The sequence below is a fragment of the Acinetobacter sp. ANC 5414 genome, from assembly GCF_013004295.1.
Taxonomy (GTDB): Bacteria; Pseudomonadota; Gammaproteobacteria; order Pseudomonadales; family Moraxellaceae; genus Acinetobacter.
The window spans coordinates 1-20,804 of the sequence record NZ_JABERM010000028.1 but is presented as its reverse complement, the minus strand read 5'-3'; the positions used below and the strand labels follow the sequence as shown (position 1 = coordinate 20,804).

18 protein-coding genes and 3 pseudogenes are annotated in these 20,804 nt (G+C 40.3%); 11 read left to right on the top strand and 10 right to left on the bottom strand.

Going from position 1 to position 20,804, the window contains the following annotated elements; translation table 11 throughout:
- Positions 1 to 689: 689 nt before the first annotated feature.
- Positions 690 to 950, top strand: a pseudogene (locus tag HLH18_RS16340) (DUF6198 family protein); the annotation flags it as partial.
- 458 nt (positions 951 to 1,408) lie between these two features.
- Here HLH18_RS16340 and tyrS read toward each other — a convergent pair.
- Entirely contained in the window at positions 1,409 to 2,623 is a 1,215-nt protein-coding gene (gene tyrS / locus HLH18_RS12630) for a tyrosine--tRNA ligase (protein ID WP_171547114.1), read from the bottom strand.
- Positions 2,624 to 2,703: 80 nt separating this feature from the next.
- Between tyrS and HLH18_RS12625 the strand changes: the two genes are divergently transcribed.
- Complete coding sequence (locus HLH18_RS12625; protein WP_171529392.1) at positions 2,704 to 3,831, top strand: anhydro-N-acetylmuramic acid kinase; 1,128 nt, start codon at positions 2,704 to 2,706, stop codon at positions 3,829 to 3,831.
- Between the two features lie 71 nt (positions 3,832 to 3,902).
- Here HLH18_RS12625 and HLH18_RS12620 read toward each other — a convergent pair whose 3' ends face one another.
- From HLH18_RS12620 to HLH18_RS12605, 4 genes are all read right to left on the bottom strand, one after another.
- Positions 3,903 to 5,189: a lytic murein transglycosylase gene (locus tag HLH18_RS12620; RefSeq protein ID WP_171547113.1), complete on the bottom strand. Its 1,287-nt coding sequence runs from the start codon at positions 5,187 to 5,189 to the stop codon at positions 3,903 to 3,905.
- 666 nt (positions 5,190 to 5,855) lie between these two features.
- Positions 5,856 to 6,977, bottom strand: coding sequence for a 5-(carboxyamino)imidazole ribonucleotide synthase (locus HLH18_RS12615; RefSeq protein ID WP_171547112.1), 1,122 nt, complete (start codon positions 6,975 to 6,977; stop codon positions 5,856 to 5,858).
- A 27-nt stretch (positions 6,978 to 7,004) separates the two neighbouring features.
- On the bottom strand, positions 7,005 to 7,517 hold the full coding sequence (gene purE / locus HLH18_RS12610; RefSeq protein WP_086176732.1) for a 5-(carboxyamino)imidazole ribonucleotide mutase: 513 nt from the start codon (positions 7,515 to 7,517) through the stop codon (positions 7,005 to 7,007).
- A 399-nt stretch (positions 7,518 to 7,916) separates the two neighbouring features.
- On the bottom strand, positions 7,917 to 8,255 hold the full coding sequence (locus tag HLH18_RS12605) for a DMT family protein (protein ID WP_171532918.1): 339 nt from the start codon (positions 8,253 to 8,255) through the stop codon (positions 7,917 to 7,919).
- A 253-nt stretch (positions 8,256 to 8,508) separates the two neighbouring features.
- On the opposite strand from HLH18_RS12605, the gene mpl reads away from it, so the two are divergent.
- Entirely contained in the window at positions 8,509 to 9,873 is a 1,365-nt protein-coding gene (mpl, locus tag HLH18_RS12600) for a UDP-N-acetylmuramate:L-alanyl-gamma-D-glutamyl-meso-diaminopimelate ligase (protein WP_171547111.1), read from the top strand.
- 42 nt (positions 9,874 to 9,915) lie between these two features.
- Here mpl and HLH18_RS12595 read toward each other — a convergent pair whose 3' ends face one another.
- Positions 9,916 to 10,797 (bottom strand): DUF2971 domain-containing protein, encoded by an 882-nt coding sequence (locus tag HLH18_RS12595; RefSeq protein ID WP_171547110.1) that lies wholly within the window; start codon positions 10,795 to 10,797, stop codon positions 9,916 to 9,918.
- Positions 10,798 to 11,217: 420 nt separating this feature from the next.
- On the opposite strand from HLH18_RS12595, the gene HLH18_RS12590 reads away from it, so the two are divergent.
- Entirely contained in the window at positions 11,218 to 12,300 is a 1,083-nt protein-coding gene (locus HLH18_RS12590) for a zinc-dependent alcohol dehydrogenase family protein (protein WP_171547109.1), read from the top strand.
- 54 nt (positions 12,301 to 12,354) lie between these two features.
- Here HLH18_RS12590 and HLH18_RS12585 read toward each other — a convergent pair whose 3' ends face one another.
- Both HLH18_RS12585 and HLH18_RS12580 read right to left on the bottom strand, forming a co-directional pair.
- Positions 12,355 to 12,639, bottom strand: a complete 285-nt coding sequence (locus HLH18_RS12585) for a GNAT family N-acetyltransferase (RefSeq protein ID WP_131292340.1) — start codon at positions 12,637 to 12,639, stop codon at positions 12,355 to 12,357.
- Between the two features lie 52 nt (positions 12,640 to 12,691).
- Positions 12,692 to 12,973, bottom strand: coding sequence for a GNAT family N-acetyltransferase (locus HLH18_RS12580; protein WP_171547108.1), 282 nt, complete (start codon positions 12,971 to 12,973; stop codon positions 12,692 to 12,694).
- 106 nt (positions 12,974 to 13,079) lie between these two features.
- Here HLH18_RS12580 and HLH18_RS12575 point away from each other — a divergent pair.
- The 5 genes and pseudogenes from HLH18_RS12575 to HLH18_RS12555 form a co-directional block, all read left to right on the top strand.
- Positions 13,080 to 13,253, top strand: a pseudogene (locus tag HLH18_RS12575) (sugar transporter); the annotation flags it as partial.
- Between the two features lie 340 nt (positions 13,254 to 13,593).
- Positions 13,594 to 14,550 (top strand): TerC family protein, encoded by a 957-nt coding sequence (locus tag HLH18_RS12570; protein WP_171547107.1) that lies wholly within the window; start codon positions 13,594 to 13,596, stop codon positions 14,548 to 14,550.
- 205 nt (positions 14,551 to 14,755) lie between these two features.
- Positions 14,756 to 16,072 carry a guanine deaminase gene (gene guaD, locus HLH18_RS12565; protein WP_171547106.1) on the top strand — a complete coding sequence of 439 codons (1,317 nt, stop codon included), beginning with the start codon at positions 14,756 to 14,758 and terminating at the stop codon, positions 16,070 to 16,072.
- A 221-nt stretch (positions 16,073 to 16,293) separates the two neighbouring features.
- Entirely contained in the window at positions 16,294 to 16,821 is a 528-nt protein-coding gene (gene hpt, locus HLH18_RS12560) for a hypoxanthine phosphoribosyltransferase (RefSeq protein WP_171529953.1), read from the top strand.
- Between the two features lie 177 nt (positions 16,822 to 16,998).
- On the top strand, positions 16,999 to 17,256 hold the full coding sequence (locus tag HLH18_RS12555) for a GlsB/YeaQ/YmgE family stress response membrane protein (protein ID WP_131292567.1): 258 nt from the start codon (positions 16,999 to 17,001) through the stop codon (positions 17,254 to 17,256).
- Positions 17,257 to 17,343: 87 nt separating this feature from the next.
- Here the strand turns inward: HLH18_RS12555 and HLH18_RS12550 are convergent, their stop codons facing one another.
- Together HLH18_RS12550 and dmeF are read right to left on the bottom strand one after the other, a co-directional pair.
- Positions 17,344 to 18,045 (bottom strand): DsbC family protein, encoded by a 702-nt coding sequence (locus tag HLH18_RS12550; protein ID WP_171547105.1) that lies wholly within the window; start codon positions 18,043 to 18,045, stop codon positions 17,344 to 17,346.
- An 81-nt stretch (positions 18,046 to 18,126) separates the two neighbouring features.
- Positions 18,127 to 19,109 (bottom strand): annotated as a pseudogene (gene dmeF / locus HLH18_RS12545) (CDF family Co(II)/Ni(II) efflux transporter DmeF).
- A 55-nt stretch (positions 19,110 to 19,164) separates the two neighbouring features.
- Here dmeF and HLH18_RS12540 point away from each other — a divergent pair.
- Together HLH18_RS12540 and HLH18_RS12535 are read left to right on the top strand one after the other, a co-directional pair.
- Positions 19,165 to 19,431 carry a metal/formaldehyde-sensitive transcriptional repressor gene (locus HLH18_RS12540; RefSeq protein ID WP_171547103.1) on the top strand — a complete coding sequence of 89 codons (267 nt, stop codon included), beginning with the start codon at positions 19,165 to 19,167 and terminating at the stop codon, positions 19,429 to 19,431.
- A gap of 117 nt (positions 19,432 to 19,548) precedes the next feature.
- The gene (locus tag HLH18_RS12535; protein WP_502708134.1) at positions 19,549 to 20,691 is read left to right on the top strand and encodes an MFS transporter; all 1,143 of its coding nucleotides are present in this window, start codon (positions 19,549 to 19,551) and stop codon (positions 20,689 to 20,691) included.
- Positions 20,692 to 20,804: the final 113 nt, after the last annotated feature.

The following is a 20,804-nucleotide window of genomic DNA, read 5'->3' as shown; positions in this document are numbered from 1 at the left end:
ACAAGTCACTCAACGCCATAAACTCAACAACTTAACGCTTCGCGCTTCGTTCGTTTCCGTCTATCTCGTCGGGATGCAGCGTATTCTATACAGTTTCTAAATGCGCGCAACCCCTAAATTGATATATTTATCACGCATGTCTGTTTTTTCTACAAAATCAGTGAAAAATCATGTTTTTTAGTCATTTTTTATACTTTCTTTAATAAAAAAATTGGTTTTTTTAAATTTTCTTGGAATTTTATATTTTAACTACAGCCATAAATCATCAATCCATCACTTCTTTCTACACCTATATCTATCTTCAAAATTTCAAATCAAGCTATAAACGCTATCTACTTAAATCCCCCACAAACAAGCTAACAATCTACATGAATAACCCTTGCCTATAACCAAGTATATTGAAAGCCTAATATTCATCAAGAATCATTCCATCTTCACGAAGAACGATCATTACTTCAAAAAAGTGATGTTTATAACCATTCGCTGAATAGCAACAATCAAAGAAAAGAGTTGTTTAAGTCTGGTTTTATTTTCCTGTTTGAAAATAATGATGACAACTCAATTTCTATTGCAACTCTTATTATTATTTAGTCGACTGCCTTGTTAGGCCTTGGTGTGGATCTGGCTATGCTTATTGAGCTGTCTAATCACGGCTTTTGAAGTATGCGTGGTGGTAAAAAGCAAATTTAGGCTTCTTGGCTGGGGAAGGTTTGTATCAAGCACATGCTATTCGTTTTAATTTCACTTTCAGCTCATGCAAAACTTATGGCGATATTATTTTAGTTTTAATTGCAGTGGTCAGCGCTTATTTATCTCCACATACGATTATTGGGGCGCGAGAAGGAACCCTTATAACCGTCTTATCTGTCGGCAGCTTCGTCAAAATAATTTTACCCAAACTCAATTTTATTCACCTTAACACTGCAACACATATAACTTCTGAAAAATAATCAAACTCAGTAAAATCTCCTATAACAGGGGATTTTTTACTATCTAGGCAGTAAAAAAGATCAGGTAAATTAAAATTGACTAAATTTTAGATAGAAAAAAAAGAAAGAGATCTCTCCCAAAATCTCTTCCTTGGAGTTGAATCTATAGCTCGATCCATGATGTCATTATTATAGTTATTGGTAAAAATTTAAAAAAAGTCTCTTGGGGAAGAGACTTAAAACTGTGGAGCTTTTGTTATACACGTACCCTCTAGATATGTTTTCTACACGATGTCTAGATGGATAAATCCTATACTTAAGCAAAACAGAATGCAACAGATTTGGAAAAATTTAACTGTTGTTTTTGTAAGGTTTTTTTTGAATTTGCTTATTCAAAATATTAATATACGATATAAAAAATAAAAGCAGGCCAAAGCCTGCTTTTATTTCAATAACTTAAATAAAAATTCAAGAAACCATTAGTCTATGAAGGTCACTTTAGCAATCGCTTTTTTACCTGCCTGAATGATGTATGTTTTGTTCTCATTCACAGAGAAACCCGCATCAACCACTTCCCAATCCACTTTTACAACACCACGCGCCACGGCATCTTTGGCTTGTGCAGCATTTTTGGTTAAACCGGCCGTACGTAAAATAGAGGCAATAAACATTTCACCGCCAAATTCAGCACGTGAAATGGTCACTTCTGGCGTACCTTCTGGCAGCTCACCTTCAGTAATAATATTACCTGCACCTTTATGTGCATTCTCAGCCGCTTCCGCACCGTGGAAACGTTCTACCAACTCTAATGCAAGAATCTTTTTAATTTCTTGAGGATTACGACCTTCTTGCATCTCTTTTAATAACACTGCAATTTCATCCAGTGATTTAAAGCTAAGCAGATCAAAATAACGCTCGATCAAAGCGTCTGGCATTGAAAGGACTTTTTGGTACATCGCACCTGGTGCATCAAACACACCAATATAGTTCCCCAAAGATTTAGACATTTTATTCACGCCATCCAAACCTTCCAGAATTGGAACCGTAATGCAGACTTGCGCTTCCTGATCATAACGCCCTTGCAGCGTACGACCCATCAACAAGTTAAAGGTCTGGTCTGTACCACCCAACTCTACATCTGCCTCAAGTGCAATTGAGTCATAACCCTGTACCAATGGATACAAGAATTCATGAATCGCAATCGGCTGATGGTTGTTATAACGCTTGGTAAAGTCATCACGTTCAAGCATGCGCGCTACAGTTTGCTGAGACGCCAACTGAATAAGATCGGCTGCGGTTTTTTGTGCAAACCATTCAGAGTTAAAACGAACTTTGGTTTTATTCGGATCAAGGATTTTAAATACTTGTTCTTGATAAGTTTTTGCATTTTCCAACACTTGTTCACGCGACAATGGCGGACGGGTTGCACTTTTACCTGTCGGGTCGCCAATCATGGCAGTGTAGTCACCAATCAGGAAAGTTACATCATGACCCAAGTCTTGGAATACTTTTAGCTTGTTAATCAGTACAGTATGACCTAAATGTAAGTCAGGTGCTGTTGGGTCAAAACCCGCTTTAATTTTTAAGGGACGATTTTCTTTGAGTTTCTTTAACAGATCCTCTTCAGAAATAATCTCATGAGTGCCTCGTTGGATGAGGGCAAGTTGTTCTTCAGCCGGCAGGAAATTTGACATCACAAAACCCAATACATCAGTTATACAATTTGTGCGATATACTAACACTTTTTCAGCATAATGCAGGCTTAACTATCATCATGACAGCGATCTATATTGGGGTAATGACTGGCACCAGCATGGATGGCGTTGACATTGTGGCTGCTTCATTTGATCCATTGCAGCTTCATGCCACCCTCACCTTGCCATTTGATTTGGACTTACGTGACGAACTGATGGCGCTGACTTTACCCGGTGACAACGAAATTGATCGCATGGGTAAAGCAGATGTGGCGCTAGCACAAATGATTGGTGGTGGTATTAATGAGCTGATTGAAAAGAACCAGCTAGATCGTAGCCAGATTAAAGCCATTGGCTCACATGGACAAACCATTCGCCACCGTCCTGAGCATGGTTTTACCTTGCAAATTGGTGATCCCAATATCATTACTGAAATGACGCAAATTCCAGTGATTTCAGATTTCCGACGTCGTGATATGGCCGCTGGTGGTCAAGGTGCACCTTTAGTTCCAGCATTTCATCAAGCCTTGTTCCAGCACCCAAGCATTCACCGTGTAATTTTAAATTTGGGCGGCATTGCCAATGTCAGCATGTTACCTGCGGGTAATCCAGATGCCGTATATGGTTTTGATACCGGACCTGCCAATATTTTAATGGATGCCTGGTGTCATCGTTATACCGGTCAACCTTATGATGAAAATGGTAACTGGGCAGCATACGGTCATCCGATTCGCAGCCTGCTTGACCGCCTGCAAGCTCATGAATATTTTTCTAAAGAACCGCCAAAAAGTACCGGTCGTGAAGACTTCAACCTGGAATGGTTAGATGAGCAAATTTCCGATTGGCGCAATGACCTTGAATATAACGAGTTAGAAGATACTCCTGAAAATGTTCAGGCAACCTTATTAAAACTCACCACACGGGCGATTAAAAAAGCCATTTACCGCTCCGATATGGATACCGGTGAAGTCTATGTCTGTGGTGGTGGTGCATATAACTCACATTTACTCGAACAATTGCGCTGGCGTTTGCGCAAACACAATTGGTCAGTTCAAACCACCTCCGCAATTGGCTTAGCGCCGACCTGGGTTGAAGCCACTGCTTTTGCATGGCTGGCGATGCGTTTTATGAATCAACAAAGTGGCAACCTACCCACCGTTACAGGTGCGGCAGGCTATCGTGTTTTAGGTACCATTACAGCTGTATAAACATAAATTATAAAAACATTTCACAATAAAAAGGTCTGCTTCAAGCAGACCTTTTTATTTCTAAAACATTCTTATTTCATCATTTTCTGGGCATTTTCATTTCGAAATGCACGTAAAATTTGTTGGCCAGCACGACCTGTTGGACTCAAACCTAAACGATTTTGCTCTTGACGAATGGCCTGACGGGTTTTATCTCCAATCAAGCCATCGGCTGCACCAATATCATAGCCTTTATTCAATAAAAACTGCTGGATTTCGCGGCGTTCAGCACGCGATGTTCCCGGATCATCGGTTGGCCAAGCCTTACTGAACCCACCCTGACCCTGTAAACGATCGGATAAATGTGCAATCGCCAAAGCATAACTTTCTGCCGCGTTATAACTATATATAGCATCGAAATTTTTAAAGACTAAAAATACCGGGCCATTGGCACCTGCAGGTGCCATTAATCCAGCCGGACTGCTGTCAGATAAATTTCCCTGAATTAAGGGACTGCCATCAGCACGAACTACACCACGACTCACCCAGCTACTTAAAGATTTTTTATTGCGACGCCCTTCTCCATTGATGGACATACCTTCAGGAATACGAACTTCAAAGCCCCACGGCATGCCGGTTTGCCAACCGCGTTTTTTCAAGAAATTTGCGGTCGAAGCCAAAGCATCGGTGGTGCTAGAAACCAAATCACGACGGCCATCGCCATCAAAATCAACCGCCAGCTCTTCATAAGCTGAAGGCATAAACTGGGTATGACCAAATGCACCGGCCCACGAGCCTTTCATTTGCTGCTCGGTTAAATCACCACGTTGTAAAATTCGCATCGTGGTAAAAAATTCTCCACGGAAAAAGCTTTGACGACGACCTTCACAACTTAAAGTGCCCAAAGCCTGCAATAAAGGATAACTTCCGGAAATATCACCAAAATTACTTTCCACACCCCACACTGCCACCACTGTTTCAGCCGGAACGCCATAAGTTGCTGCAACGCGATTGAGTACATCTTGATGCTGGGCTAATTTTTGACGTCCCAGTTGCACACGTTCCTCATCAACCAGACCGGATAAATAATCCCAAATTGGCGTAGAAAATTCAGGCTGGTAATTTAATTTTTCAATGACGGAATAATCAGGCGTTAAATTTTGCGTATAGCGGTCATAGGTCGACCCATTCACCCCCGAAGTCATGGCTTGAGTACGTAAATTGGCAATACATTGCTGAAAATTATTTTGCGGGCTAAAAATTTGATTTGTAGGCGTAGTTGGAGTCACTGTGACACGTTGGCCATTAATAATCAGCTCAGCATTGGCTTGAGTTATTGCAAGAAAAACTGAACCTAAAACGAAAGCTAAGCGACGCATAGTATCCCTGACGGCATTTGAATTTAAATTATGTTTTTACCATACCACCATCAGTCGTTAATTTCTGAATCAAATCGTAAATTTAAATTCATTTTTCTTCATTTTAAATTCATATTCTGTTTTTAAATTTAAAAAGTTATCCACAAGACCTGTTTTTTAAAACTTTTAAATTCAAAATACTCGAAATATGAATTTAAATTTATTATTTTAAATTTAAATTACATTTTTAAATTTAAACATATTGTGGATAAGTTAATCCCTTTTGTTTTTATGCTCTTAAATACCTAAGACTTTAAATTCAAAACTCTATTTTTAAATTTAAAAGTTTAAATTCATATTTTCCCAAATACTTTGAATTCATATTTTTTAAATTCAAATACACCGGTTTAAATTTAAATTCATATTATTTTGAATTTATTTTTTATCTTTTGAATTTAAAAATTTCTGCATTGTTTTACCGCACTAAAACTTAAATACAGCACAATTCTATTTGTTTGTTTTTTATGCAGTCTATTTATAAAGGATTGTACAAATTACATACAGTTATTTTTTATTCTGTTCCGATAAACGGTGCATAAGCCCAAAAGAGGCGCAATCATGCCCGAACTTCAGGCATAAAAAAAGCGGTCATTGGCATGACCGCTTTTTTATCATTCAATCGAAGGATTAAATGCTCATATCTTGAGTTAATGCCAAAGGTTCTGGCAAAATTTTCGCCAATTGACGGCATAAAGTGGTTAATTCAGCGCTGTTGTTTGGCATCAGCGTGATATGACCAATTTTACGGCCTGTACGTTCAGTTTTGTTATACAGGTGCAAATGGGCGCCATTTAAAGCCAAGACATCTTCAGATTTTGGATGCTTGCCAATAATGTTCACCATCACTGTTGGACGAACCACTTCAGTTGAGCCGAGGGGTAAACCCGCAACTGCACGAATGTGGTTTTCAAACTGCGAGCAGACAGCGCCTTCAATGGACCAGTGACCTGAGTTATGCACGCGAGGTGCCATCTCATTGGCATACAAGCCTTTGTCCGTCACAAACAATTCAAGCGTTAACACACCGACATAATTCAAATGATTCAGCAGGCGAGTGATGTAGTCTTGCGCCACAGGTTGTAAATCTGCACTATTAGGTGCAGGAACAATTGAATGTGACAAGATCCCATTGTGATGGTGATTTTCAGCCAATGGCCATGTTTTCACATCACCATTTTGACCACGCACCGCAATAATCGACACTTCACGTGAAAACGTTACAAAGCTTTCAGCAATCAATGAACCGGCAGGCCCGAGTTCCGTCCACGCTTGTTCAATTTGATCTTGTGTACGAAGAACGAATTGACCTTTACCGTCATAACCGCCAGTAGCAGTTTTTAAAACAATTGGCAAACCTAATTCAGCAACCGCAGCTTTTAAGCTCTCTAAAGAATTGACTGCTTTATACGGCGCAACCGGAATTGCCAGTTCATCAAATAACGCTTTTTCCAGCAAACGGTTTTGCGCAGTCGCCAAAGCCTGACGTGGCGGATGCAGTTCTTTTTGCTTAGTTAAAACATCAACATCTGCCAGCGGTGTATTTTCAAACTCCAGGCTGAATACATCTGCACTATTGATAAAATCTTGTAAGCCATTTTCAGCTTTGGTCGAAATCACCTGACCCATCGCGGCGGAAGGGCAATCTGTATTGGCTTCAAAGAAAGTGCATTGAATATTCAGCGGTAGGGCAGCTTGTGCCATCATACGGCCGAGTTGACCACCACCAAAAATACCGATGGTTTTATCCATAACGTGTGTCCCGTTTTAAGCTTGGCTTTAGATTTGACCAGGAATATTTTTGCTCGCCACTTTTTCAGTTTGCGCAGCACGGAATTCAGCAACATTTTTTGCAATTTCAGGACGTGTTAAACCTAAAATTTGTGCTGCCATAATCGCGGCATTGGTTGCACCAGCAGGACCAATCGCCAAAGTACCCACTGCAATACCTGCAGGCATTTGCACAATTGAAAGCAATGAATCTACACCATTCAAGATTGAAGATTTTACGGGTACACCCAGCACCGGTAAATCAGTTTTTGCTGCACACATCCCTGGTAAATGCGCTGCGCCACCTGCACCGGCAATAATCACCTGAATACCACGCTCACGTGCTGTTTCAGCATATTCGAATAAACGGTCTGGCGTACGATGCGCAGAAACAACTTCCGCTTCAAATGGGACGCCAAGTTGTTTAAGCATATTGGCAGTGTTTTCGAGAGTTGCCCAATCAGATTGAGAACCCATGATAATTCCAACGAGAGGTTGAGTGTCTGCAGCAGCCGCATTCATTGCAAATATTCCATAAACGAATGTAAGGAAGGATAAATCTCGACAAGTGCCAAGCTTTAAATGAATCACAAGCCCGATATTATAGACTGATTTTTCATCTCACCAAAATTTAACAGATACTTTACTGCTATATTTCCGCTGCTTTTTAGGTAAATAATAAAGAAATCATCATCAATTCTAAAAAAGTATGAAATTATTATTTCCAACCCTGCTATCGCGTAAAGGCGATATGGAGGTCGCCATTGAGCTGTGATACAAGGAAGTATCATCAACTCAACAAAGGATTTTTGTTACTTTTGATCCCTCAAAAGTAAAGCAATGCCTCCACAAATTATTTTGGATCATAACTTGAGAAGAAGGCCATGAAGTAACTCAAATTCCAAATAAAATCATTAAGTTTTACTGACTTCTAAAAACAAAATATACACAACCTAAAAGACACAATCCTGCCCATAAATAATCTAGTTTAAAGGGCTGTTTAAACAGAAAAATCATAAAAGGTACAAACACCAGTAACGTCACCACTTCTTGGGTAATTTTCATTTGCCCCACCGCCCAGCCTTGTTGTGCGAGCAATCGAGTAGCAGGAATCATAAAACTGTATTCGAGTAGGGCAACCACCCAGCCAAATAAAATGGCTTGCCAAAGCGGTGCACCATGTAAAAACTTCAAATGACCATACCAAGCTAAAGTCATAAAACAGTTAGAAATAATTAAAAGTAGCAGCGGAAAAAACATAGTCAATTTATCTGGAATAATCGTGAATATTTTACGTTTTTCCACTAAAAAAGCATGTCATTTCATCCATGAATTTTCCAGCAAACCATAGCCATATAACAGCGATATAAAACGCATGATACAATCCTATGAATAGATACAAGAAAGACTATCTTTTCCGCAAAACCCTTGATATCGTTGCTTTCAAATTGAATCAATAATGACACCACCAACAACACCGTGATGTGTCAAAAAAGCAGTGGAGTTAAAACAAATGCATCTGCATATTTTGGGTATCTGTGGCACCTTTATGGGTTCGCTGGCACTATTAGCACGTGATTTAGGACATAAGGTGACGGGTTCAGATGCGAACGTCTATCCACCGATGTCAACCCAACTGGAAAATGCAGGTATTACCTTAATGCAAGGCTATGACCGTAGTCATTTGCAGCCACATCCAGATTTGGTGATTGTCGGAAATGCCATGAAACGTGGCATTGATGCTGTGGAATATATGCTGAATGAAGGTTTACCGTATATTTCAGGTCCACAATTTTTGGCAGATCATGTATTACAAGGTAAGCATGTCCTTGGCGTCGCCGGTACACATGGCAAAACGACCACAACGACCATGTTGGCTTGGGTACTTGATCAGGCCGGTTTAAACCCGGGCTTTTTGATTGGTGGCGTACCGCTCGGTTTTAGTGAAAGTGCACGTTTAGGCGGCGGCAAATACTTCTGTGTAGAAGCAGATGAATATGATTCTGCATTCTTCGACAAGCGTTCCAAGTTTGTACATTACCATCCTAAAACAGCCATTTTAAATAATCTTGAATTTGACCATGCCGATATCTTTGATGATCTGGCTGCAATTCAAAAACAGTTCCATCATCTGGTACGTACCATTCCAAGTGAAGGCCGCATTATTGCCCCAATTACTGAAACCAATATTGATGAGGTTTTAGACATGGGCTGCTGGACACCTGTGGTTCGCACTTCATTAGATACCAATGAAAAAGCATCATTATCTGCCGAGCAACTTTCTGCAGATGGTTCACACTTTAAAGTGCTAGAAAATGGTGTGGTTAAAGGCATCGTTACATGGAATATGACCGGTCAGCATTCTGTTGCCAATGCCTTGGCAACCATTGCCGCAGCTGAGCATGTGGGTGTATCCATTGAAACCGCATGTGAAGCACTTTCAAACTTTGGCGGTGTAAAACGCCGTATGGAATTGCTGGATACTGTAAAAGGTATTGAGGTTTATGATGACTTTGCCCATCACCCAACCGCAATTGAAACCACTTTAGACGGCGCACGCAAACGTCTTGGTGAACGCAAACTTTGGGCGATTATTGAACCGCGTTCTAACACCATGCGTATGGGGAGCCATAAAGATGGTTTGGCACATTCTGCACGTTTGGCGGATGAAGTCATTTGGTATCAACCAGAAGGTCTGGACTGGGATTTACAACCAGTGATTGACGCTGCACCAAACAAAGCCATTGTGGCACGTTCACTGGATGACATCATCAAAACTGTAGCCGGTGAAGCAGGCGAAGGCGATGCTGTAGTGATTATGTCGAATGGCGGTTTTGGCGGATTACATCAGAAGTTGATTACAGCGTTGAAAGCTTAACGCTGCTCATATAAAGAAGCCCGCGAAGCGGGTTTTTTTAATTTAGAGAGTTAAGTTAGCAATTTCTGTCATATGATGTTTTTCATACATAAATTTTGCTATTTCACCTAACTGCCCTTGTTCATCTAAAAATATTTGAGCAGTTCGGGGATTAACCATTGGATTCATCTTAATGAGGGGAACATTATATTTAATAATGTCATATCTGAACTGAAATTCATTATTAGCTAACGCAGCTAATTTTAATTCAATATTTGTATGTTTAATTTTTTCCCAAATTAGTTTCTGATTTTTAATTGTGGTTCTTTCACCAAAAGTTATAGATTTAATCGCTTCTAATGGAATACTCATTATAAAAATAGGATTTTGATTTATATCAGTACCAATTTTTCTACAAAAATCTAAAGACCTAATTACTCTTTGCTCTTTCTCATAACTCCATTGTTCAGACTTGGTACATAAAACAGAAATTGGAATTGGAGTTCTAGATTTTGAAAAATCTGTAAGATTAATTTTTCGTCTTTCTTTTATATATGGGATTTCAAAACTCCCTAAAAAAAACTCATGATCTTTATCAAATTCTATCAATACACCTTTATATTCATCAGCATAATGTGACCACATTAGTAAAGAATCATGTTTCCTCGATAAACATAAAATTCCAATTTGATTTGAAAGCTCTCTTACTAGATTCCTAGCAGCAATATCATTACAGACAGCTGAACTATCAATAGGAGTCAGATCAAAGTTCTGATTACCACAATGTATCTCAAAATCTAAAGCCTCTATTTGTAGATCATCTGGATAAAAAAACTCAGGAACCAACTCAAATGGGTCATTAAAAGCATTAGGTTGAGTGAATCTAATCGTCCCATCTAAAATTTTTAATCCAATTTCAGCAGAAGCATATTTATAGAATGACATAGTTATAATTTGTATTTAAAGTTTAAATAACAATATGAAAAAACTTAGAGAAACTCAAACCATAAATTTTCTATTTTTTTCAAAAATTTAAGTCACAAGCTCCACCAAACTCCAATCCCATCTAAACATTACATTGAACTAAGAACAGGTTGAAATCATTAAATCAAACCATTCTGTAAGCAAAACTGTCTAAGTAATGACTTCGTCAACAACTATTGCTAGCTTAGAGAGCGAAGCTCTGTGTATCCATACGCCACAATTAAACAAGCGACAAATACCGCAAGCCTCCAATATACTTCTTTCATGCTACTGCTCATATTTGGTTAGACTCAATTTAAAGCAACAGTTTTCAGTTTTGAGAAAAATTTAAAATATATCAATATGTAATGAAAGTAAGCGAATACTAAAAGGAACAAGCTAATGACAACAATGAAAGCAATGGTCTACTACGGCGAAAATGATATCCGTTTTGAAGACCGTCCCATCCCCCAGATTATTGATGCAACGGATGCGGTCATCCGGGTCACAAAAACCACCATTTGCGGTACAGATTTAGGCATCTGGAAAGGTAAAAACCCCGAAATTCAGGAAGAGGCCAAGAAGAAGACCGGTAAATTTGACGGTCGTATATTAGGTCACGAAGGGATTGGTATCGTTGAAGAAGTCGGTTCGGCCGTCAAAAATGTGAAAAAAGGCGATCGGGTGATTATTTCCTGTGTCAGCCGCTGCGGGACTTGTGAAAATTGCCAGAAACAACTCTACGCTCACTGCCGTAACGGAGGGGGCTGGATTATGGGCTACATGATTGATGGTGCGCATGCAGAATATGTGCGGACGCCTTTTGCCGATACCTCGCTTTATCCCTTACCCGAAGGCTTAAATGAAGATATCGCGGTGTTTTTATCGGATGTATTGCCGACCTCCCATGAAATTGGCGTGCGATATGGCGATGTCAAACCGGGGGATAGCATTGCAATTGTGGGAACAGGACCGATCGGGATGGGTTGCTTACTGACTTCGCAATTCTATTCACCAGCGCAAATTATTGCTGTAGATATGGATGATAACCGCCTCGCCCTGGCCAAAGAATTAGGTGCCACCCATACCATTAATTCCAGCAAGGAAGATGCGATTGCACGTATTCTAGAAATTACCGAAGGGCGAGGGGTCGATTGTGCGATAGAGGCAGTGGGTGCGGAGGCAACATGGAACATTTGCCAGAACGTGGTAAAAGAGGGAGGTCATCTAGCTAATGTCGGTGTGCATGGCAAATCGGTTAATTTTGAACTGCAAAAGCTCTGGATTAAAAACCTGACAATCACCACAGGTTTGGTGAATACCAATACCACCGGCATGTTACTGAAAACCTGTTGTTCCGGAAAACTGCCTTTGGAACGGTTGGCCAGCCATCACTTTAAATTTGCTGAATTTGAGAAAGCCTATGATGTGTTTAAACACGCCGCAGATGAAAATGCAATGAAGGTGATTATCGATCTTGCTTAATTGGCTCAAAAAATAAAAAGCCCAGTTTTTGGGCTTTTTTAAATCACGACAAACTTAAGCCACAACATCTGCAAAGCTTTTATCACGTTTAAACATGACATCTACATAAGAACAGGTTGGGACAATTTTCAATCGTTTTTGACGTGCGAATTCCACCAAAACATCAAGTAACTGGCGCGCTACTCCATGTCCACGCAAAACATCATCAACCCAGGTATGATTGGCGATAATTTGATGCTCACCTGTCCAGATATAACTGATTTCTGCAATCCGTTGACCTGAATCATTCAAAGTAAAAAATTCGCCTTTTTGACCATTATCATCATGTTGAAACTGCATCGCTATCCCTCAATTTTTTAATTGATTGAAATTAGAATACTTTAAAAATAACTTATTTCAACACATCATGAATAGAGAAATCTTTATCAAAAACGGACTTGGCAAAAGGGCAGAGCGGAATGATTTTGATATTTTTCTCTCGTGCAAAAGTGACTGCACGCTCAAGTAATTTGTTGCCCACACCTTGTCCACGCAGGGAATCATCTACATCGGTATGTTCAATAATCAATACGTTTTCACCGGCCCAGGTATAGACCATTTCCGCTAGATGCTGATGATTGTCACCGATATAAAATTCACCTTTTTTGCCATCATCTTTGTGTTTAATTTCCAAAATTTTTATTCTCTTATTCGTGTGAACAGAAATAAACATGCCATAAATAGCTGCTCAATAGTGTTAAATTTTTTGGATATTTCTATATAGGGTTATCTATTTTCATTCGGATGCGACCGATGTCGCCATGGTGATTTATTCAGGTCTGTATAATGTCGGAATTGGCGGTGGGGCATTATTAGATGGAATGGTCACGGCAAGTTATGGCTTAAGTCAGATTGGGATCGTGGGTGGCCTTCTTGCTGTTCTAGGTACAGTCTTGGCATTCATTTTGGTGTAACTTAAAGACTTCATTAAAGTGTAAGTTACTAGATAAAATTTGCACAATTCATATAAATATGCGATTCTTCAGCCACATTTGGATTAGATCCAAAACAAAATTGAGTTGAACAAGGGGAGTAGCCTCCTCCAAACGTAAGCCATTTGATCTTTTTAAATGACTTACGTGTCAGAATATCGTCATTACACTTTGCAAAAAGTCGGTATCTGAGCATCTGAAATTACCAAATATGGATCTTCAGATGTAGGCAAGACCTTGATCATGTTGACACAGATGTTTAAATCATCTGGCAACAGGTCAAGGTTTTTTTATGACCAGTTGTCGGGTGGGGAGATTTTTTATGGAATCTATCGGCAACCCTGGGTTGTATCTGGCATTTTTTGCGATGGTGGCAGTGATGCTCATCGTCGACTTTCTTGGCTTCAAAAATAAAGAAGACCAGCCCGTTAAAATTAGGTCAGCAGCCTATTGGAGCATTGCCTGGGTCAGTGTGTCCATTCTGTTCGCTGGCGCTTTATGGCTGTATTTGCAGCAAACGGCGGGTGTTGCCTTAGCCAATCAAAAAACCATGGAATACTTTGCGGGTTATCTGTTAGAGAAATCACTAGCGATTGATAACGTGTTTGTCTGGTTGATGATTTTTGCTGCCTTTGCCATTCCTCCAGCCTTGCAACGTAAAATTTTGCTCTATGGCGTACTGGGCGCCATTGTGTTGCGTACCCTGTTTATTTTTATCGGTGCATGGTTCGTTCAGGAATTCTCTTGGGTGCTTTATATCTTCGGTGCCTTCCTGGTTTATACCGGCTTTAAATTTCTTAAAGGCCATGAAGACAATCCCAATATTGAAGATATGGCTATCTTGAAATGGTTACGCAAACATATGCGTATTACCCCTCAGCTCGATGGACATAAGTTCTTTGTGCGTCAAAACGGCGTGTTATGGGCAACGCCATTATTTCTGGTACTGATTTTGGTTGAAGGCTCGGATGTCATTTTCGCAGTGGATTCCATTCCGGCTATTTTTGCGGTCACCAGTGATCCCTTTATTGTCTTGACCGCGAATCTCATGGCAATCTTGGGTTTGCGTGCCATGTTCTTCTTACTGGCAGGCGCTGCGTCTAAAATGCATTATTTACCCTATGGCCTCGGGATTATCTTGCTGTTTATCGGTTTTAAAATGTTGATGCTCGATGTGTTCCATATGCCCATCTGGATATCACTCAGCTTTATTGTGATTGTGCTGGCGATTACCGCGTGGTTATCAATTCGCTATAACAAGCAGCAAGAGCAACTGTAATTTTTAAATAAAATGATCCAGCCTTCCATCGCATAGATGGAAGGCTTTTTTATGCCCGATCTTGCAATTGATGGCTGCTTTTTCAAATCCTAAACATCAGACTTGATCCATAAAACAAGGGAGGGCTTAAACTGATGCGATAGGGTTTAAGCAAAATATTTCAGGTACAATCAATTGAAAAAATGAGAAATTAAAAGGTTATTGCATGTCTGCTCTTCAGGCTCAACGCGCCGTTCGTGGTCGCTTTCTTGATATTCAACACACCGTTTCACAAGCCTCCGATATTGCTCAAGCCATTCGTTATATTGAAGATGGCTTGCTCATCACTAACGCTGGAAAAATCAGCTGGTTTGGGACATGGCAAGAGGGGCAAAATTTGCTGAATCAAGAGATGCCGCTTGAACATTATCCTGAGCAACTGATTGTGCCGGGCTTCATCGACACCCATATCCATTTCCCACAAACCGAGATGGTCGGTGCTTATGGGGAACAACTACTAGAATGGCTCGACACCTATACCTTTCCTACAGAATTGCAATTTAAGGACAAAGCCTATGCCGATAAAATCGCGCAATTTTTTGTGCAGGAATTATTGAAAAACGGTACCACTACAGCCTTGGTTTTTTGTAGCGTACATGCTGAATCGGTCAATGCCTTATTTGAAGCGGCAGAACAGCATCAAATGCGTTTAATTGCCGGCAAGGTGATGATGGACCGTCATGCCCCTGTAGACCTGTGTGACACAGCAGAAAGTTCTTATCATGACTCTAAAGCACTAATTGAAAAATGGCATGGTAAAGGTCGTAACCTGTATGCGATTACTCCGCGTTTTGCACCCACATCTACACCAGAACAACTTGCAAAAGCAGGACAGTTAAAAGCTGAATATCCTGAAGTGTATGTACACACCCATTTAAGTGAAAATAAAAATGAAATAGCGTGGGTGAAAGATTTATTTCCTGAGCAAAAAGGCTATCTGGATGTCTATCATCATTATGGCTTAACAGGACAGCGCTCGGTCTTTGCCCACTGTGTGCATTTAGAAGAGGCTGAATGGGACTGTATGCATCAGACCAACTCAGCGATTGCCTTTTGCCCAACGTCCAATCTATTCTTGGGCAGTGGTTTATTTCCCTTGAAAAAAACCTGGGAAAAACAGGTCAAAGTCGGTTTGGGTACGGACATTGGTGCAGGCACTTCATTTAACCAGCTGCAAACTTTAAATGAAGCCTACAAAGTGCAACAGCTTCAGGGCGATAAACTTTCTGCATTTGAGTCCCTGTATCACGCCACATTGGGCGGAGCCAAGGCCTTAGATTTGGACGATAAACTGGGCAACTTTAACCTAGGTAAAGAAGCCGATTTTATTGTGCTGGATTTAAAAGCCACCGCACTACAGGCACTGCGTCAGGAACGTGCCAAAGGTATTGAAGATGCATTATTTGCGCTGATGACCATGGGCGATGATCGTAATATCCAGGCGACTTATATCTATGGAGAACCGGCGTATGTCAAAGCATAAGACCACAAAAAGATCCTATAAAAAGATGTTTTTGTTGGTTGGAATAGCTGCAGCTTGTGCTGTGTTGCTTAAGCGTGATACCCCGAAAATCAAGGCTTGATACACATTCAGGCGCAAAAAAGATGCATCTGCTCAACAGATGTATTAAAATTAAAACATCTTTTGAGGTGTTGCTGGTCAACACCTTTTTTATTTTTTGATTTGCTTTTAGGTATCTACCCATGACCGTTCATATGAGCGTAATGATCTCAGCTGAAGAGATTCACGCGAAAGTCAAAGAGCTTGGTGCAAAAATTGATGCTCACTATGCCAATAGTGACAAAGAACTTGTTTTGATTGGTTTACTGCGTGGTTCAGTCATTTTTATGGCTGATTTATGTCGTGCAATTAGCAAACCGCATGAACTCGACTTTATGACGGTATCAAGTTACGGTGGCGGTACGGTTTCAACACGTGATGTCAAAATCTTAAAAGACCTGGACGGCGAAATTCGCGGTAAAGATGTTCTTATTGTCGAAGATATTATTGACTCAGGAAATACCCTCAGCAAAGTGCTGGAAATTTTAAGCACGCGTAATCCGAACTCTATTGAACTGTGTACTTTAATTAGTAAACCTTCACGCCGTGAAATTGAACTTGAAGTGAAGTTTTTAGGCTTTGAAGTGGAAGATAAGTTTATTGTCGGTTACGGCTTGGACTTTGACCAAAAATATCGCCACATTCCATTTATTGGCGAAATTGGTCTATAAGACCCACCAGATACTTAAAGTGGCCGAAGGCCACTTTTTTTATCATTCATCTTTTAACAAGAACAAAAACACAACAGTTTTTAGCAGGACTCAACTGTTTCCTTTTGCATAAATGATTAATTATAAAAATGAAAGCGTAATGAAAGTATATAAACAAACGATAAATGGAGAAGACATATGTGGTCACTTATAGTTGCAATCGTGGTCGGTTTTATTGCGGGTTTAATTGCACGCGCTATTCATCCTGGAAATGATAAATCAGGATTTATTGTGACCACTTTGTTGGGTATTGCAGGTTCCTTATTGGCAACTTACGGTGGACGATTGCTCGGCCTCTACGGTGAAAACTCTGCAGCAGGCTTTATTGCTTCGGTGATCGGTGCCCTCATTATCCTATTCCTTTATAACCTGATTGCAAAAAAATCAGGCGTTTAAATCCTCCTTCAAATGCTTGGTTACTCTAATAAAAAAGCACCTGTCTAGGTGCTTTTTTAGGGTTTGATTCATCAGGAAATAAACCTGTTATAGACCCAGTTCTTTCCACATTTTTTCTATGTCTTGAGCAGGGTGGGCCCCCATCACTTTAAAACCATTAGAGAAAATAATGGCAGGTGTTCCATTTAACCCCAATGATTTTCCTAAACTCAAATTACGCTCAATCGGATTGGCACAGGTGTTTTTAGAACTTGGCTGAATCCCTTTACTGATCAAATTTGACCAAGCCAAGGCAGGAGCTTTTTCACAGAAAACTTGCTTTGAAACAGCAATCGACTGGTTTTTGATAGGATAAATAAAAGTATAAATCGTGACATCATTCAACTTGCTTAATTCAGCCTCAAGTTGTTTGCAATACGGGCAATTTGGGTCAGAAAAAATCGCGATCTGGCGTTTCCCATTACCTCGCACACTTTTCACAGCATCCTGTAAAGGCAATTTTTTCCAATCAATGCTGTTTTGTTTAAGTACCAAGTCTTTGGTCAAATTTTTCTGATCACTTAAGCGGTACATTGAGCCAACCAGAATATGTTGCGCATCTTCACCGACATACACCACTTGACCATCCATTGAACCGCTATAAATGCCTTTCATATCGGTGGCTTGAATATTTTCAATGTTTAATTTTGGGTGTTGTTTGGTGAGGTTGTTTTTGACCGTATCAACATTCGCCAAACTTAAGCTCGAAATAAAACTGACCAAGGCGAATGCCAATGTTTTTTTCATCATGTTTTTTTACTCATAGATTCCAATTATTCAACGCGATTCTACTTAAAATTTAACGACAGATTCAGTTAATTTTAGCAGTCCTTACTGAAAGCACACATATTTCATCATCAAGGTTTCACGTGGAACATTGACATGATTTATAGCGGATTTATTTCTACCGAAATATGCACAATTTCGTCATGAATAGACAGTGCTTCACGAACTTGATCCGCTTTCAAATTGGAATCGGTTGCCAAAGCTAAAATACAGGAAAATTTGCCTTTGCCAACTTTCCAGACATGCAGGTCAGTAATTTCTACCACAGAAAATTCAGCAATCACTTCCCGGATTTCCTCCACTACCGGATGATCCAATTCTGCATCAAGTAAAGTTCTTCCTGTTTCTTTAATCAGGCCAATTGCCCATTTTGCCACCAGAATGGAGCCTGCAATCCCGAGTACCGCATCCAGAAAACCCCAATCTAAATACTTCGCAGCAAATAGTGCAATAATCGCAAACACTGAAGTCACTGCATCTGCCACTACATGCATAAATGCCGCTTTCTGGTTTAAGTCGTGATGACCATGAGCGTGCTCATTTTCATGTTCGTGATGGTGATGGTGATGGTGATGGTGATCATCATGCAGTAACCATGCGCAGATTAAATTAATCACCAAGCCAAGAATTGCAATTGGAATAGCCTGGTTATAATAAATATCTATAGGATTTATGAGTCGTTCTATTGACTGGAATGCCATAAATATCGCCACCACCATCAATAAGATCGCGCTGCTATAGCCGGCTAAAATTTCAATTTTCCAGGTGCCAAAACTAAAACGGCTATCTTGTGCATAACGACGTGCAGAACGATAGGCAAAATAAGCCAGTCCCAAAGCCAGCATATGTGAACTCATGTGCCAACCATCGGCAAGTAATGCCATAGAGTTGTAAATCCATCCCCCAGCCACTTCTAATAGCATCATCACTGCCGTTAGAATAGTCGCCCATAGAATACGTTTTTGGGCGAGGGGATTACCTTCATCAAACTGATGAGCGTGCGTTCTGGTCAATGGGGCTTTTTGCATAATTTTAGCGCTTAAATATACTCCCCCATAGTATATTTATTTTTGGAGAGTTGTGTTGGGTCATTTACATCAAGATAAGAAAATTCATAATCGAGTCAAACGCTTACAAGGGCAAATTAACTCTGTAGAGCAAGCCTTAAACAGCCCTGAGCACTCATGTATTACGATATTACAGCAAGTCGCTGCCATTAAAGGCGCCGTGAATGGTCTAATGAATGAATTGATCGAATCACATTTACGTCATCACGTGATTGGTGAACAAACTGAAATTAATGAACAGGAACTTGCTGAATTTTTAAATTTATTAAAGCGTTATAGTTAAATGACTTACATCTTATAAATTGACGCCCTAGGCGGATAAGAATTAATCTATAGCTATTCTTTTCTCTCCAAATATTCGCTATTTTCAACCCTATGGCGGATGTTTCTGTGACTCTACATGACGACTCAACAATCATGGCGACCATTTTTAATGGTCAGCCTGGCACTTTGTATTGGAACCATTGGCACCGCACTCGCAAGTCCTTTATATCCGATCTATCAAGAACTGTGGCATTTATTACCTAGCCATATTACCTATATCTTTGTGGCCTATATGTTTGGCTGTCTGGCGACCTTGCTATTTTTAGGTCGAACCAGCAACAGTTTTGGATTCTTACGTACCTTACAAATCGGTATCCTGTTTGTCATCTTGGGCCTCGCCCTCTCATCCATTGCGTCGAATGCAATTTGGCTGGCTTTGGGTCGCTTTATTATTGGGATTGCCTCCGGGCTGATCAGTACCTCTGCGATGCTTGGATTAATCACCACCATTCCAGACAGTCATAAACAAAATGCACCGCAATTAAGTTCCATCATTACCGTGATTGGTTTTGGCTTGGGACCCTTTATTGGTGGGCTGATTGCTCAGTTTTCTAGCCAACCTTTAATTACGCCTTATTTACCGATTATTGCCGCTGCGATTTTATGTTTTTTGGGGTTATTTCTAATTAAAGCCCCACAATTCAAAGCCCAACCTTTTTCAATTGCACCACGTTTAGAAATACCAGCAGCCCAGCATCAATCCTTGTTTTTTATTGCTGCTTTGACTGCATTCAGCGCTTTTGGAGCCTTTAGTTTATTTGCCTCTCTTTCGCCATCTTTCGTAAAGGACCTGATTCCCTGGCATGGATCATTGGTCAGTGGTTCAGCCATTGCCAGTATTTTACTGGTTTCTGCTGTCGTACAATTTTCCGCTAAACATCTTCCTGCAGCAAAAAGCCTGAGTTTAGGGCTGATGACTTTAGTGGTGAGCTTTGTTTTACTCGGCTTATGTATGAGTATGCAATGGAGTATTTTGTTCTTTATCAGCGATATTATGCTGGGTGTAGGACATGGGTTGGGCTTATTGGGTGCATTCGGTTTAATCCACCAGATGACAACCACGGATAACCGTGCAGCTGTGATGTCGACCTATTTATTTATTGGTTATTTAGGCACGATCGTACCGATTATCGCGGTGGGATATTTAGCCGATCATTTTGGCTTAACTATAGGCGTTTTAGGATTCTGCGTAGGTGTGGGTTTACTCTGTCTTTCGTAAGCATCCGCTGAACCCCATTGCTATGTTTTAACGGGGTTCAGGTTTCCAACGGTGTGGCAGTAATTCTTCTATTTGGGTCACTTTATGTGTCGGCAGCCTTTTCAGTACATCAC

Excerpts from the sequence above, each read along its gene's own strand:
- tyrS (WP_171547114.1), bottom strand. The coding sequence starts at position 2,623 with ATGTCAAATTTCCTGCCGGCTGAAGAACAACTTGCCCTCATCCAACGA.
- HLH18_RS12625 (WP_171529392.1), top strand. The coding sequence starts at position 2,704 with ATGACAGCGATCTATATTGGGGTAATGACTGGCACCAGCATGGATGGC.
- HLH18_RS12620 (WP_171547113.1), bottom strand. The coding sequence starts at position 5,189 with ATGCGTCGCTTAGCTTTCGTTTTAGGTTCAGTTTTTCTTGCAATAACT.
- HLH18_RS12615 (WP_171547112.1), bottom strand. The coding sequence starts at position 6,977 with ATGGATAAAACCATCGGTATTTTTGGTGGTGGTCAACTCGGCCGTATG.
- purE (WP_086176732.1), bottom strand. The coding sequence starts at position 7,517 with ATGAATGCGGCTGCTGCAGACACTCAACCTCTCGTTGGAATTATCATG.
- HLH18_RS12605 (WP_171532918.1), bottom strand. The coding sequence starts at position 8,255 with ATGTTTTTTCCGCTGCTACTTTTAATTATTTCTAACTGTTTTATGACT.
- mpl (WP_171547111.1), top strand. The coding sequence starts at position 8,509 with ATGCATCTGCATATTTTGGGTATCTGTGGCACCTTTATGGGTTCGCTG.
- HLH18_RS12595 (WP_171547110.1), bottom strand. The coding sequence starts at position 10,797 with ATGTCATTCTATAAATATGCTTCTGCTGAAATTGGATTAAAAATTTTA.
- HLH18_RS12590 (WP_171547109.1), top strand. The coding sequence starts at position 11,218 with ATGACAACAATGAAAGCAATGGTCTACTACGGCGAAAATGATATCCGT.
- HLH18_RS12585 (WP_131292340.1), bottom strand. The coding sequence starts at position 12,639 with ATGCAGTTTCAACATGATGATAATGGTCAAAAAGGCGAATTTTTTACT.
- HLH18_RS12570 (WP_171547107.1), top strand. The coding sequence starts at position 13,594 with ATGGAATCTATCGGCAACCCTGGGTTGTATCTGGCATTTTTTGCGATG.
- guaD (WP_171547106.1), top strand. The coding sequence starts at position 14,756 with ATGTCTGCTCTTCAGGCTCAACGCGCCGTTCGTGGTCGCTTTCTTGAT.
- hpt (WP_171529953.1), top strand. The coding sequence starts at position 16,294 with ATGACCGTTCATATGAGCGTAATGATCTCAGCTGAAGAGATTCACGCG.
- HLH18_RS12555 (WP_131292567.1), top strand. The coding sequence starts at position 16,999 with ATGTGGTCACTTATAGTTGCAATCGTGGTCGGTTTTATTGCGGGTTTA.
- HLH18_RS12550 (WP_171547105.1), bottom strand. The coding sequence starts at position 18,045 with ATGATGAAAAAAACATTGGCATTCGCCTTGGTCAGTTTTATTTCGAGC.
- HLH18_RS12535 (WP_502708134.1), top strand. The coding sequence starts at position 19,549 with ATGACGACTCAACAATCATGGCGACCATTTTTAATGGTCAGCCTGGCA.